The 14,646-nt window shown below is 31.4% G+C and carries 10 protein-coding genes; 4 read left to right on the top strand and 6 right to left on the bottom strand.

Going from position 1 to position 14,646, the window contains the following annotated elements; all coding sequences use genetic code 11:
* The first annotated feature begins 28 nt into the window (after window positions 1–28).
* Window positions 29–1,510, top strand: coding sequence for an aminotransferase-like domain-containing protein (locus tag IF125_RS06090; protein ID WP_225541855.1), 1,482 nt, complete (start codon window positions 29–31; stop codon window positions 1,508–1,510).
* 16 nt (window positions 1,511–1,526) lie between these two features.
* On the opposite strand, the gene IF125_RS06085 is transcribed toward IF125_RS06090, so the two are convergent.
* The 3 genes from IF125_RS06085 to IF125_RS06075 all read right to left on the bottom strand — a co-directional run bounded on the left by IF125_RS06085 (window position 1,527) and on the right by IF125_RS06075 (window position 4,373).
* Complete coding sequence (locus tag IF125_RS06085; RefSeq protein WP_225541854.1) at window positions 1,527–1,982, bottom strand: DUF4442 domain-containing protein; 456 nt, start codon at window positions 1,980–1,982, stop codon at window positions 1,527–1,529.
* A 283-nt stretch (window positions 1,983–2,265) separates the two neighbouring features.
* Window positions 2,266–2,847 (bottom strand): acyl-CoA thioesterase, encoded by a 582-nt coding sequence (locus IF125_RS06080; RefSeq protein WP_171621787.1) that lies wholly within the window; start codon window positions 2,845–2,847, stop codon window positions 2,266–2,268.
* Window positions 2,848–2,870: 23 nt separating this feature from the next.
* Entirely contained in the window at window positions 2,871–4,373 is a 1,503-nt protein-coding gene (locus tag IF125_RS06075; RefSeq protein ID WP_225541853.1) for a GH3 family domain-containing protein, read from the bottom strand.
* Window positions 4,374–4,628: 255 nt separating this feature from the next.
* Between IF125_RS06075 and porW the strand changes: the two genes are divergently transcribed.
* The 3 genes from porW (at window position 4,629) to IF125_RS06060 (ending at window position 8,983) form a co-directional block, all read left to right on the top strand.
* Window positions 4,629–6,947, top strand: a complete 2,319-nt coding sequence (gene porW / locus IF125_RS06070) for a type IX secretion system periplasmic lipoprotein PorW/SprE (RefSeq protein WP_455424161.1) — start codon at window positions 4,629–4,631, stop codon at window positions 6,945–6,947.
* A gap of 97 nt (window positions 6,948–7,044) precedes the next feature.
* Entirely contained in the window at window positions 7,045–8,328 is a 1,284-nt protein-coding gene (locus IF125_RS06065) for an MFS transporter (protein ID WP_225541851.1), read from the top strand.
* Between the two features lie 100 nt (window positions 8,329–8,428).
* Complete coding sequence (locus tag IF125_RS06060; RefSeq protein ID WP_171621764.1) at window positions 8,429–8,983, top strand: DUF4303 domain-containing protein; 555 nt, start codon at window positions 8,429–8,431, stop codon at window positions 8,981–8,983.
* Between the two features lie 32 nt (window positions 8,984–9,015).
* On the opposite strand, the gene rpoN is transcribed toward IF125_RS06060, so the two are convergent.
* The 3 genes from rpoN to IF125_RS06045 all read right to left on the bottom strand — a co-directional run bounded on the left by rpoN (window position 9,016) and on the right by IF125_RS06045 (window position 14,643).
* Window positions 9,016–10,488: an RNA polymerase factor sigma-54 gene (rpoN, locus tag IF125_RS06055; RefSeq protein WP_225541850.1), complete on the bottom strand. Its 1,473-nt coding sequence runs from the start codon at window positions 10,486–10,488 to the stop codon at window positions 9,016–9,018.
* Window positions 10,489–10,571: 83 nt separating this feature from the next.
* Complete coding sequence (asnS, locus tag IF125_RS06050; RefSeq protein ID WP_225541849.1) at window positions 10,572–12,020, bottom strand: asparagine--tRNA ligase; 1,449 nt, start codon at window positions 12,018–12,020, stop codon at window positions 10,572–10,574.
* Between the two features lie 211 nt (window positions 12,021–12,231).
* On the bottom strand, window positions 12,232–14,643 hold the full coding sequence (locus IF125_RS06045) for a DUF5686 family protein (RefSeq protein WP_225541848.1): 2,412 nt from the start codon (window positions 14,641–14,643) through the stop codon (window positions 12,232–12,234).
* Between the last annotated feature and the right edge of the window lie 3 nt (window positions 14,644–14,646).

Below are 14,646 nucleotides of genomic sequence, written 5' to 3'. Positions count from 1 at the left end.
ACTATCAAGATATACCAGTTTTTAGTTAATGAATAGTCCGGCTGAAATACCCTACAATAGTTTTATTGAAATCAATCGATTTTCAGAAACTCCGATTTATTTACAATTGGCAAATCAATTGGCAAAAGCAATACAATTAGGTTATTTACCAAGTGGAACAAAACTCCTTGGAACAAGACAATTGAGTTTGATTCTTAATTTACATCGCAACACAATAGTCAATAGTTTTCAGGAACTTGAAGCGCAAGGTTGGATAGAGATTGTTCCTAATAAAGGAAGTTATGTCTTGAGTCAATTTGCTCAAAAATTTCAGAAAACTACGATTCCTACACAATTTTCAATCAATTCCTACCCAAAGAAAACTGGTTTTAATTTTGAACAATCTATTTTATTGGATAATCCTTACGAAAGCTTTAACGAACGATTGTTTTTAACTGACGGAACCATCGATCATCGATTGGCAGAATTAAAAATTCCAGCAAAATTATATTCGGCAATTTTAAAACGAAAAACTTCTATTTCGAAGATAAATCAATCAAAAAACGACTATTTTCTAAAAAATTTAGCTAATTATCTCAATTTAACAAGAGGTTTACATATTTTGAAAGAAAATATAGTCGTCACAAGAAGTGCAGAGATTTCACTTTTCTTGATTGCTCAAATTCTCTTAAAACAAAATGATTATGTTGCTGTTTCAAATCTTAGTTACTACAAAAGTAATATGATTTTTCAGACACAACATTCAAAAATAGTTCAAGTTAAAACAGATGAATTTGGTTTAGACACAAGAGATTTACGAACATTGTGCGAACAACGAACTATTCGTTTTGTGTATGTAACACCTCATCATCATTACCCTACAACAGTAACATTAAGTTCGAAAAGACGAATTGAATTGATTCAACTTTCACAGGAATTTGGTTTTGCAATTGTAGAAGACGATTATGATTTTGATTTTCATTACAACAGTCACCCTATTCTTCCGTTAGCAAGTTCGGATCAGAATGGAATGGTACTTTACACGGGTAAATTTGGAAATTACCTTGCGCCAGGCTATCGAATTGGATTTATTGTTGCTCCAAAAGATTTTATAGAAGAGGCGCGAAAGCATTTATCTATTTTAGACCAACAAGTTGACCCTTTTATAGAACAAACTTTAGGTGAAATGATTAATGAAGGTGAAATCAATCGAATACTAAAAAAACTACGAAAAACATATCAAGAGCGTCGCGATTATTTTTGCAAAAAATTGAAAGTTGAATTAGGACAACATCTTCATTTTAATGTACCAACAGGTGGATTATCGATTTGGATTAATTTTAATCAATCAATTAATTTGATAGAATTAAAACGAAATTGTGCTAAAAAAGGGTTATTTATTCCGCAAACAATTTTATATCAAACAAAAAAACAAACAGCAATAAGAATAGGATTTGCTCATCTAAATTTTGAAGAAATAGATGAAGTTGTTACTATTTTGAAAGAAGAAATCACAAAAAAAGCTGAATAAAATTTCAGCTTTTCTATTATTTTTTCTCTCTCAACTTAAACGTCCACGTAAATTGAAATTCAGAAACTACATCTCCTTCCTCGTCTACGCCTCTACTTGTTACGTTTAGAGAAATCCCTTTCTTTGTTTCGATCGCTTCTTTTATAGCCGAATCTATTTTTTCTCCATCTTCACATGTAAACACAATTTTACCAATCGCTTTTTTCAAATACTTTGATTGCATTCCCAAAACCAACATCGAAATGTCTTCACCTGATTTTTCAATTTTAGCATTCGCCATCAAACCAGAAGAAAATTCTGCTGCCATACCTTGCACTGCCCAAAACATACTTTTGAAAGGATTTTGATTGAGAAAACCATATTTCACTTTAGTTGAAACTTTATTTTCTTCCCACGATTCTAAACGAACTCCAGCAATCCACGCAATTGGAATTTGCGTTGTCAAAACAGTTTTAAAAAGTTCTTTATTCATAATTTTATCAAAAAGGTTAATGGACTAAAAGTAAATGTTTTATTTGAATTCTTCAAAAGCAATGTTAATTTATTAGTGTACTTGTTGTTAAAAAATATTGAGCAATACGAAAATTGAAAGAGCGCAACTTATTAAGCATAATATACGTTGGTTACTTTTCAAACCTTAAATCTTTGGGGAATAAAAGTATCTCAATTCACCTATCGTATTAAGAAAAAAGAGCAAAAGGATCATAATCTTTTATAAAAAAAGGGTTAGAATCATAATGAATCTAACCCAGGTTTTATTTATGTACTTTGACACTTTTAGAAACAGTGTCTTCAAGTTCTATTTTTACCCAATGATTATGTAAAAGATTATCAATTAATTCTTGCGATTTATAATCGATTGTGTCTTTCACTTGCTCTTTTGCATTCGTGTGTTCTTCTTTTCGATGTAAAGCTTTGTAGAAACGACGAACTTCGTTCAAGTTTTTCAAAATTAATTTCGGTGCTTCTGCTTTTTCTCCATTTTCTTCTTTACAAATCATTGTAAAATAAGAAGAGTTACAATGTTTAATTTCACCTGATTGAATGTTTTGACTTTCTACGCGAATACCAACGACAATAGAAGTACGTCCAACATAATTTACTGAAGCTTTTAGCGTCAATAATTCACCCACTTCTACGGGTGTTAAAAAATCTACTCTATCCACGGATGCCGTTACACAATACTTACCTGAATATTTGGAAGCACATGCAAATGCAATTTGATCGAGAAGAGAAAGAATGAATCCACCATGAATTTTTCCACTAAAATTGGAATGCGATGGAAGCATTAATTGCGAAAAAGTTACCAATGAACTTTTTACAGTTTTGTAAATCATTTTATCTGTTGTTGTGTGTGTGTTCAATTTTTTTGTATTAAATTAAGTTGATAAAATTCATCTGCAATATCTCTATTATTTGATAAACGAGGCACTTTATTTTGTCCTCCCAGTTTCCCTATTGATTTCATGTAATGTTGAAAACCATCTTTTTCAACTACCGAAATAATTAAAGAACGAAGTATATTTCCAGTAATCAAATCGTCATAATACGGATTTTGTAAACGCATTTGAATATCTAATTCACGATTAAATTCGGACATATTTTGAGGTTTATGGTCAAATTCTATTAACCATTCGTGATAAGGTAAACCGTCTATAGGATTCACCTGTGGAGCAACTGTAAATTCATTTACACTCGCTGCACACTTTTCTATTGTTTTTTGTAATGCTTGCTCAACTTCATGACCAATCACATGCTCACCAAAAGCCGAAGTATAATGTTTAATACGTCCAGAAACAACAATTTTGTATGGTTTAGTAGACGTAAAACGAACCGTATCACCTATATTATACCCCCACAAACCTGCATTGGTATTGAGAATAAGCACATAATCTTTTCCGATTTCTACATCTTTTATTGAAATACGAGTTGGTTTTTCATCAAAAAATTCTTCGACTGGAATAAATTCATAAAATATTCCATTATTTAATAACAGTAATAAATCGTCACTTTTTTGTGTATCTTGATAAGCTATAAACCCTTCTGATGCTGGATATGTTTGAATACAGTCAATTTTTCGTCCAATTAACTGATTCACTTTTTCACGATAAGGTTCATAATTTACTCCTCCTGTTACCATTAGTTGTAAATCCTTGAAAATTGATTGAACATTTTCTTTCCCAGAAACTTTAATTAATCGTTCAAAATACATAATCAACCAAGGTGGAATTCCTGAGATTAGTGTCATATTCGCTTTCACTGTTTCGTCAACTACTTTATCTACTTTTGTTTCCCAATCTTCAATGACATTGGTTTCATAAGATGGTAAACGATTTTTTTGTAAATAATTTGGAACAAAGTGCGCACTAATTCCAGAAAGTCGTCCAACTTTCAACCCATTTTTATCTTCTAAAATAGGACTTCCTTGTAAGAAAATCATTTTTCCATTGACAAAACTCGAGTTATTTGTTTCGTGAATATAATGCAACAATGCATTTCTGGCTGAATTTATATGTGTTGGAACAGATTCTTTTGTAAGTGGGATATACTTTGCACCAGAAGTTGTACCAGAAGTTTTTGCAAGATAAAGTGGTTTACCAGGCCATAGCACATCAACTTTTCCCGCAATCACCTCATCAAAATAATGTTTTAAACCTTCGTAATCGTTGACTGGAACATGGTTTTTAAAATCTTCGTACGTATTGATTTGATCAAAATGATGATCTTTTCCAAAGGTTGTATTTTTTGCAGCTACAATTAACTCTTTTAGAATGCTGTCTTGAGTTTCAAAAGGATGTTTAATCCATTTTTGTTCTTTATTGACAATGTATTTTGCAAAAATTTTCGCTAAAAAAGCTTTCATGTTGTTCCTTTAAAACATTATTATTGGTCGAATTTAAGTGAATATTCTTAATAATTTAACAACTTTTGTAATGATTTTTCTAACGAAATAAGTAATTACATTAAAGCTAAATTGTTAGCAATCATTTTATAATCTTTCTAATTTAACAAGTGTCTAAATTATCGTTATTCCATATAAAATTATCTTAAATTTCCGAAGGATACAAGATTTTTTCTAATCGAACGTTTTATTGTAGATTTGTTTTTATTCGCTATCATGAAAAAGATTATACTGAGTATTTTCGCCGCTAGTTTTTTAATCGGCTGTTCAACACAAAAAAATAGTTTCAAAAACCGACAATATCATAAGATGACGTCATGGTTTAATGGGGTATTTAATGCTGAAGACGAATTAGATAAAAAAAATACTGAACTACAGACAAATTATATTGAGAATTACGCTAAGATTTTACCTATTGGAATAGAATATTTCTCTGTTTCGGATTCAACCAATTTAACTGAATTTAATACACCTAATTTTGGAATTGGAGGTGGAAATCGTAATAATCAGGATAAAGTAGAGAAACCTATAGGATTTGCTGCTGTTGAAGCTAAAGCTGCTAAAGCAATCGAAAAACACTCGATGTTAATTAAAGGACAAGAAAAAAATCCTTTGATGGCTCGTGCGTATCTATTAATCGGAAAATCTCTGTTCTATCAACAAAAATATTTTGAAGCTTTAGATGCCTTAAACTATGTTGTAAAGAATTTTAAAAGTTCTAAATATGCACAAGAGGCAAATGTGTATAAAACAGTTGCCGAAATAAAAGGTGGAAATTATTTTGATGGAGCTGAAACTTTACAAAATTTATACGAAAATGATCTGTATAAAAGTAAAGAGCTAAAAACTATGATTGCGCGAACGTATGCTCAGTTTTTAATTGATCAAAAAAAGTACGAAGAAGCATTAGATCCATTACAAAAAGCAGAATACTACTCATCGAATAAAGAAGAACGAGTGCGTTTATTTTATACAATGGGACAAGTTTTTTCAAAACTTGGAAAACAACAAGAAGCTGGAGAAGCGTTTACAAAAGTGTATAAAATGGCTCCTGGTTTTGACTTAGAAATTAAATCGCAATTAGCGATTGCTGCTAATTTTGATCCTGCAATTAATAACTACGGAAATTACAAACAGAATTTGCTTGATATTGCCAAAAAAGGAATATATACATCAAAGAAAAACGAATTGTATTATGGTATTTCGGAAATGGCTTTTCGTGCAGATAAAATGGATGATGCGGTAGAATACGCCAAACTGAGTTTGAAAGATCCCATGTCTGATCCTTATATTCGTGGGCGCGCTTACGAAAATTATGGTGATATAAAATTCAAGCAAAACGACTATGTGTATGCTTCGGCTTACTACGATTCGGCTCAAACAACTTATAATTTAAAGGAAGATCAAGCAAGAATTCAGCAACGAAATGATGTGTTGAAAAAATTAATGGAAAAACATTATTTGGTTCAGAAAAACGATTCTATTCTAAAAATTGCAAAACTTCCGAAAGAAGAACAAACCAAATTTTTTACAGATTATATTGATAAATTAAAGAAAAAAGAAGAAAAACAAGCGGAAGAAGAACGAAAAGAAATGGAAACTTTTCAATTAGAAACCAAAACATCAAGTTTTACTTCAAGTTTTAATAATGCCGATAAAGGAAAATTTTATTTTTATAATCAAGGTTTAAAATCATCTGGTCAACAGGAGTTTCAACGTATTTGGGGTGGAATTTCGTTGAAAGATAATTGGCGTAATTCTAATGCTATTAGTACCGTAATAGAAGATAAACAGGCCGAATTAACGGGACAGGTTTCTGCTGGAAATCCAAGACGTTTTGAAATTGAGTATTATTTGGAGCAAATTCCTTCTACTACTAAACAATTAAATGATTTAAAAGTTGAACGTGATACAACACAATTAGCTTTAGGAATTGGTTATTTTGATACATTCAATAACAGCGAATTAGCAGGAAAAGAGTTAAAAAACTTGATTGCAACTCCTCCAAAATCAGATGATGTTAAGTTAAAAGCTACGTATCAATTGTATCGTATTTACAAGAATCGCGATCAAAAATTAGAGAATCAATACAAAGAAGAAATCTTAACAAATTATCCAAATACAATTTACGCTGGCTATATTTTGAATCCAGAAGTTGAATACATCACTCCAGAAACAAAAGAAGCTGTAGAAGCATATAAAATAGCGTATGATTTGTACAAAGAAGAAAAGTATGAAGAAGTAAAGCAAAAAGTTCAAGATGCAATTGTAAAATTTCCGACTGAAATTATTATTGCCAAATTTGTACTTTTAAACGCTTATGCATTGAAACAAACCGCATCTCAAGAAGAGTTTGAGCAAGCTTTGGAAGTTGTTGTTACTGCTTATGATGGAACAGATGAAGCAAAACAAGCGAAAAGATTATTGGAAAAATTACGAAGCCCAAAGCAAAAAGAAGAGAATACACCTTTAATAAATGAAAACGAGAATACACAAAAAGTACTCGATAAAGAACCTGTAAGAAGAAAAAAATAATCCAATTCATCATAGATAAAATTTTCAGACTTAAAATTTTATTTAAAAAATATTAATTAATTATTTTTAAGTTTAACAACAATTCTATCAAAAATTTATGAATACAAAAGATAATCCCAAACTGATAAAAGCTTGGATTTCTTACGATTGGGCAAATTCTGTTCATTCTTTGGTTATTGCTTCTGCTATTTTCCCCGTTTATTATACTGCAATGACCTATGATACGGACAACAATCCGATCAAGTTCTTAGGTCTATTACCAGAATCAGCGTTCAATTTTTCGTTGGCAATTGCTTTCTTTTTTGTCATCGTTTTATCACCAGTTTTGTCATCAATTGCTGATTTAATTGGGAATAAAATCAAATTTCTTCGTTTTTTTTGCTACTTAGGTTCTTTTTCATGTATTGGAATGTTTTTCTTTACATCGAGCGATTTGGTTTGGTTGGCTTTATTGCTCAACATCACCGCAAGTATTGGTTTTTGGGGAAGTTTAGTGTTTTACAATGCCTATTTACCAGAAATTGTTTCGGAAGAGAAAATGGATAAAGTTTCGGCACAAGGTTATATGTTTGGTTACATTGGATCAGTTATTTTATTGACAATTTGTTTGGCAATGATACAATTTGCGCCAGAAGAAAATCAAGGTATGTTTACACGAATAAGTTTCTTATTAACAGGTGTTTGGTGGTTAGGTTTCGGACAAATTGCATTAAGTAAATTACCCAATCACAAATTTGAACGAGAAATTCCAAAAGACATCATCAAGTCAAGTTTTAGAAATTTGAAACTTACTTTTCACGACCTCAATCAATACAAAAACATTCGTGTATTTTTAGCTGGCTTTTTCTTTTATAGCTTAGCGATGCAAACCATCTTCTTAATGGCCGCCATGTTTGGAAGCTCAGAAATTGGAATGCAATCTACGGAATTAATTATGACTATATTATTAATTCAAATCGAAGCTGTATTAGGCGCATGGTTTTTCTCTTATTTATCAGGAAAAATCGGCAATAAAAAGACATTACTTATCGGTATATTCATCTGGATTATAACCTGTATTATAGGTTATTTAATCAATAAAAACGATGCAAATGTCAAAACACAATTCTATATTATGGCTGCAATGGTTGGTTTGGTAATGGGCGGTTTACAAGCATTATCGCGCTCTACTTATGCAAAATTATTACCTGAAACAGAAGATACAACAACCTATTTTAGTTTTTATGATGTATTCGAAAAATTTGCTTTGTTCTTAGGTTTAGTTATTTATGGTTTATTGATAGAATATTCGGGCGGAATGAAAGCTTCTGCGCTTGCAATGGGTGTTTCATTTGCGATCAGTTTTGTTATTTTATTGTTCTATAAGATGGAAAAGAAATAAGAATTTGTCTTAAAAAAATAAATCAACAAACTTTTAATATATAGAGAATTTCACTACATTTCAAGAAAAATAATAACAGCCAAATAAAAAATATAAATGAATGGATTTCAATGAATTCAAAAATAAATTAGCTCAATCTACCAAACAAGCCTTTTTAGAAATTTATAACGAAAATCCTTCACTAGACCTATATGCCTTTGCTTTGTGCAATAATGAGTCGAAAATAGCCATTCACCCTTCTGCAAATTCTACTGAATATTTGGAACAGGTTGCAGATGAGGACGATTTTCATTTCTACAAGTTTGAGCCTTCTGAATGGAAATTTGATTATCTGGGAGCAAAAGAATCTTTTAATGAAATCAATCAAATCTGTAAAGAAATTGCTGATGAACATGACGATGATGAAGATTGGTTTTACCAGTTCCAAAATCAATTAAATGAAAAATGTATTGAAGTTTTACACGAATTAAAAGAAGAACAGTTCTTTTCTAAATTAACTGGAAAAGATATTTTCTTAAATTTTTCTGTGATAGACGATGATTTGAATAAAGATATTCAACGAAAAATTATCACTCAATTAAATGATAATCAATACAAAGATGATTATTTTGAATGGATGACAACTTGGGATAAAAACAAAAAAAGAGCTTTATAAAAAGCTCTTTTTTTTGATATAAATTGAATTTCTTAAATTTCTTTTCTTAATCTCGCAACTGGTATGTTTAATTGTTCGCGGTATTTTGCAATTGTACGACGAGCAATTGGATAACCTTTTTCTTTTAGAATTTCTGTTAACTTTTCATCTGTTAAAGGCTTACGCTTGTCTTCATCCGCAATTACATCTTGTAAAATACGTTTTATTTCGCGAGTAGATACTTCTTCTCCGTCATCATTAGTTAACGATTCTGAGAACAAATCTTTTATCAAAAATGTTCCGTAAGGTGTTGTTACATATTTAGAATTTGCCACACGAGAAACTGTCGAGATATCCATTCCAATTCGATCCGAAATATCTTTTAAAATCATTGGCTTGATTTTCGTTTCGTCACCCGTTAGGAAATATTCTTTTTGAAATTTCATTATCGCTTCCATCGTATACAAAAGCGTATTACGACGTTGCTGAACCGCATCAATAAACCATTTTGCAGAGTCTAACTTTTGTTTAACAAACATCACAGCCTCTTTCTGTTGTGTCGATTTATTTTCAGTTTTCTTATAGGTATCCAACATTTCAGCAAATGCACTTGATATCTTCAACTCAGGAACATTTCGACTATTTAACGTCAGTTCTAAATCTCCATCATTGATATTGATTGTAAAATCTGGTGTAATTTGTTCAATAATTTTGCTACTGCTTGAAAAAGATTTTCCTGGTTTTGGATTCAAGCGTTCTATTTCTGTAATTGCATCGCGTAATTCGTTATCATCAACGTCATATTTTGCCATTAATTTCGAATAATGCTTTTTAGTAAACGCATCAAATGATTCATTAATTAATTTTTCTGCCAATTCAACCGCTTGTGTTTGCGTTTTATTTTCTAACTGAATTAATAAGCATTCTTGCAAATCGCGTGCTCCTACTCCAATTGGATCCATTCGTTGAATATAATTCAACAACAAATTTTCTACTTCTTCTGGCGAAGTATAAATATTAAGTGAAAATGCCAAATCATCTACCAAAGATTTAATATCACGACGCATATAACCGTCGTCGTCAATATTTCCTAAGATAAATTCACCGATTTGAAATTGTTCTGAAGTCAATCGATAAGTGTACAGTTGTGAGGTTAAAAACTCGATAAAACTCTCTCCTTGAGCATAAGGAACAGATTTATCTTCATCGTCGTCACTATAATTGTTTGTATATGTTTTATAATTTGGGACATCATCATCGCTCAAATAATCATCAATATTGATATCACTTGTATCGATAACCTGTTCATCGCCATATTCATCATTCTGACTATCCCATTCTTCCTGCTCTCCTCCATAATCATCATCGTATTCAGAAGATTGATCATCCAAAGCAGGGTTTTCTTCCAACTCTTCCTTTACGCGTTGTTCAAAAGCAACCGTAGGAAGTTGAACCAACTTCATTAATTGAATTTGTTGAGGCGATAGTTTTTGTTGTAATTTTAAATTTAATTCCTGCTTTAACATATTTTGGGTTTTGGCTTATATAAAAAACGGATTTAGCTTAAAGTTACAATATTTAAGCATAAATCCGTGTAAATTATTTCTTATTAAAATTCTGCATTGTTCGGCGTTCTCGGGAAAGGAATAACATCACGAATGTTACCCATTCCAGTTACAAATAATACCAAACGCTCTAAACCTAATCCGAAACCAGAATGTGGTACAGAACCGAAACGTCTTGTGTCGCGGTACCACCATAATTCTTCTTTATCAATTCCGAATTTTTCCATTTTTTCATCTAAAACTTCTAAACGCTCTTCACGCTCAGAACCTCCGATAATTTCTCCAATACCAGGGAATAAAACGTCCATTGCACGAACTGTTTTTCCATCATCATTCATACGCATATAGAATGCTTTGATTTCCGCTGGATAATCAAATAAAATTACAGGTGTTTTAAAATGTTTTTCAACTAAATAACGTTCGTGTTCAGATTGTAGGTCTGCTCCCCAACCTTCGATTGGATATTTAAATTTACCTTTTTTATTTGGTTTAGAATCTTTTAAGATATCAATTGCTTCTGTATAGCTTAAACGAATGAATTTGTTGTTTAATACATATTCTAAACGTTCGATCAAACCTAATTCAGAACGCTCAGCTTCTGGTTTTTGTTTTTGTTCTTTATCAAATCGTTCAGCTAAGAATTTCAAATCATCTTGACATGTTTCCATTGCGTAAGTGATGACAGATTTCATGAAATCTTCTGCCAAATCCATATTTTGATCTAAACGGAAAAATGCAACTTCAGGCTCTATCATCCAGAATTCAGCTAAGTGACGAGATGTGTTCGAGTTTTCTGCACGGAAAGTAGGTCCAAATGTATAAATTTTACCTAATCCCATTGCTGCAGTTTCTCCTTCTAATTGTCCAGAAACCGTTAAGTTCGTCGCTTTACCAAAGAAATCTTGTGTATAATCTACTTTCCCTTCTTCGTTTTTAGGTAGGTTATCCATATCTAAGTTAGTGATATGAAACATTTCTCCTGCTCCTTCAGCATCAGAACCTGTGATAATAGGCGTATTGATGTAACAAAATCCATTTTCGTTGAAATATTTGTGAATACCAAACATTAAGGCATTACGAACACGCATTGTTGCAGCAAAAACATTTGTTCTGAAACGTAAATGCGCTTGCTCTCGCAAAATCTCTAAACTGTGCTGTTTTGGTTGTAAAATAGTTCCTTTTAAATCTTCTGACGGCGCAGTTCCTAAAACTTTGATTTCTTTCGCAATGATTTCAATCTCTTGACCTGCTCCTTCACTTTCTACGACTTCTCCTCTTACTTGTAAAGACGCAGCTGTAGAAATTTGTTTTATAATCGACTCGTCAAAATTTTCGAAATCTACTACTACTTGAATATTATTAATTGTAGAACCGTCATTCAACGCGATGAAACGATTACTTCTGAACGATCTTACCCATCCATTTACAACTACTTCCTGTAGCAACAAATCCTTGCCTTTTTCTAATAAGGCTTTAATTCCGTACGATTGCATAATTTTTTAATTTATCCTTACAAATTTAGTTATTATTTAAAGTTATAAAAATTATAGGCATAATTTTTGCGAATATTTTTTAACCAACCTAAAAATCCTTTACAATTTCAATAAAAATGTAAAGGATTTTTGATTTTAGTTTATTTTTTGAAGTGATTTTAGCTTTTAAAATGAGCGTTATGAAGCGAATTTAGAATGATAAAATTGCACCCTACAAGAAATTCAAATTAACCGTTAATTTTAAATAGAAATTATCTTGAAATTTTTCTTCTGAATATGCACCTAAACGATAGAAAGCGCCTAAACCAAATGTTTTGAAAATTAAATTATTTACTTCAACTCCTGTTTCGTGGTAATAATGATTCAATGTTTTAAACTCTAAATTTTGATGATCTGCTCTATCTTCCATATCCCCTAAAACACCACGGTAAACAAATTGAGGGAAAATAATTCTGTTTCCAACCTTCACACCAGCAAAAATATGTTTCAACTGAAAAGATACAAATTTATCCGAATAAAATTCTCCTGGTCGCATTGTTTCGAAATTTGTTAAACCTCCAACACCAAAGTTAGCAACATCATTTCGTTTTGCATTACCTTGTCCTTCGAACAAGTTCATCAACGGCATTTTACCTTCAACCCAACCTGCGTTGATGTTTAAATTGGTTTTACCTACACGCGTATCAAAAACATCAAAGTAAGAAACATTAAAACGCAATGGATTATAGTCCGAATTGAACACATCCCAATATTTGGTTAGTGTTGCATAGAAAACAGATTTACCACTATTAACAGTCACTTTTCCGTAGGGCGTTCTGATAAATTTGTCTTTTGGTGCAAAACGAATTGCTAATTGCGTGTTATACAAATCGTACCAACCATTCGTATTTAAGAATGAATAATTAAATTCTGCTTGTTGTTTTTCGTAATTTGTCGAAATATTGAAGGTTACATTCTTAAATATATCTTGTTCATAACCAAAAGAATATCGTTTAAAAGAAAAATATTCGCGGTTATAAATATTGCTAAATGCACCACTGATTAAACGTGTATAATTTGATTGTAATAAAATTGGAGTTTTTCCAGAAGCAGAAACATCTTGTGAATATTTTGCGAAAATTCGACCTGAATAAGGTTTATTCACAAAATAATCTCCTCCAAAACCAAACTTGAATATTTCGTCTTTAAAACCGTAAGCAGAATACGCATTCAATGAATATTTGTCGCTCCAGTTTTCGTTTGTATTAAAAGCAGCCCCAAGTCGAAAACCTTCGTAATCATTAAACGCTAAAATTTTTGTCAAATCAAGATCAACTTTTCCTAACGATAATTTTCCTCCTGAATTGATAATACGCATTAACTTCATTTGACGTTCTAATTTATATTTATTGCCAATACTATCAATTGTTGTGTAGGTATTTCGCTCTTTATTTGACAACGAATTATCTCGATAATCTTCCATCACATTATCCCATTTCTTTTCGTTCATATTTTGAAAAGAAATTTCGTCTTCATAACCTAGAAACTCGTTGCGTTTGAAATGCGCTGGATTTTGAATATCCTTGAAAGTTGTTTCGAGATTAATCCATATTTTTTCTTTTTTATCTATAAAATCGTCTGATGCTAATTTTTCAGTAACCTTGAAATTTCCGGCCTCCATGCGATATTTTTGCTGATTCGGCACCCAAGTTCCATTGTTCAGTTTCCAATCAGCTTCTAACTCCGCAACATAATTGGCACTTGTATTTTCTCCTTCGAATTTGATTAAAGCATTAGTTTTGTCATCAATCCAAAGCGTTCCTTTGATCTGACGTTTTTCTGATTTGATAGATGGAAAAAAGCTAACAACTGCTGTTTTTCTTCCTTCAATAAAAATATCTTCTTTAAAACCATAACGGTAATGAGAAAGACCTTCTCTACTTATAGGATTAACAATTCCATTGAAGAAAAAATTGATTTTATCTTGATCAAAATTAAATACGATCGGTTGCATTGCCAAATATTCATATAACGGAGAACGCATACCAGAAATTCGAGAAGATTGAACAATATTTTTCAAACCTAATCGTTTCGAAACTTTATGATCCATCGCACGTTCACCTAAAAATAAGTGGCTATTATCTAACAGTTTTTTCCATTGATTATTGACAGAATCCTTTTGATTCTGTGGTTGAATAATATAAGGAATCGAATCATTATTTACTGTACTCCAGAATTTGGTGTATGATTTCAAAAAGATATTACCTCCTTTTTTGATCGTGTTTTTGGATTGATTGCGAATGGCTTTGATGATGATATTTCGTCCTACAGAATCGTTAGTGGTAAAGGTTACCTCATCTAAACTAATGAAAGATGGTTTCATCATAATTTCGACTAATTTCTTTCCGTTAGTCTGAATACTTTCTGTAAAATATCCGTTTTTTATCACATCAATAAAATGAATTGAATCGTTGATGTTCAATTCTCCCAAATCATCTGTTTGACCAAGAAATTGTTTTGTATCGCTATAAATGTTAGCACCTGTTAAACGAAATTCATCTTGAGCATCGAAAACTCTTACTTTTATTTGAGCAAATGCAGCAATTGAAATACAAAAATTTAGCAAGAATAAATAGTTCTTCATTTT

It is taken from the genome of Empedobacter stercoris, assembly GCF_020281205.1.
Taxonomy (GTDB): Bacteria; Bacteroidota; Bacteroidia; order Flavobacteriales; family Weeksellaceae; genus Empedobacter; species Empedobacter stercoris.
The sequence above is the reverse complement of the archived record's forward strand: the minus strand, read 5'-3'. Positions and strand labels throughout refer to the sequence as shown.

Excerpts from the sequence above, each read along its gene's own strand:
- IF125_RS06090 (WP_225541855.1), top strand. The coding sequence starts at position 29 with ATGAATAGTCCGGCTGAAATACCCTACAATAGTTTTATTGAAATCAAT.
- IF125_RS06085 (WP_225541854.1), bottom strand. The coding sequence starts at position 1,982 with ATGAATAAAGAACTTTTTAAAACTGTTTTGACAACGCAAATTCCAATT.
- IF125_RS06080 (WP_171621787.1), bottom strand. The coding sequence starts at position 2,847 with ATGATTTACAAAACTGTAAAAAGTTCATTGGTAACTTTTTCGCAATTA.
- IF125_RS06075 (WP_225541853.1), bottom strand. The coding sequence starts at position 4,373 with ATGAAAGCTTTTTTAGCGAAAATTTTTGCAAAATACATTGTCAATAAA.
- porW (WP_455424161.1), top strand. The coding sequence starts at position 4,629 with ATGAAAAAGATTATACTGAGTATTTTCGCCGCTAGTTTTTTAATCGGC.
- IF125_RS06065 (WP_225541851.1), top strand. The coding sequence starts at position 7,045 with ATGAATACAAAAGATAATCCCAAACTGATAAAAGCTTGGATTTCTTAC.
- IF125_RS06060 (WP_171621764.1), top strand. The coding sequence starts at position 8,429 with ATGGATTTCAATGAATTCAAAAATAAATTAGCTCAATCTACCAAACAA.
- rpoN (WP_225541850.1), bottom strand. The coding sequence starts at position 10,488 with ATGTTAAAGCAGGAATTAAATTTAAAATTACAACAAAAACTATCGCCT.
- asnS (WP_225541849.1), bottom strand. The coding sequence starts at position 12,020 with ATGCAATCGTACGGAATTAAAGCCTTATTAGAAAAAGGCAAGGATTTG.
- IF125_RS06045 (WP_225541848.1), bottom strand. The coding sequence starts at position 14,643 with ATGAAGAACTATTTATTCTTGCTAAATTTTTGTATTTCAATTGCTGCA.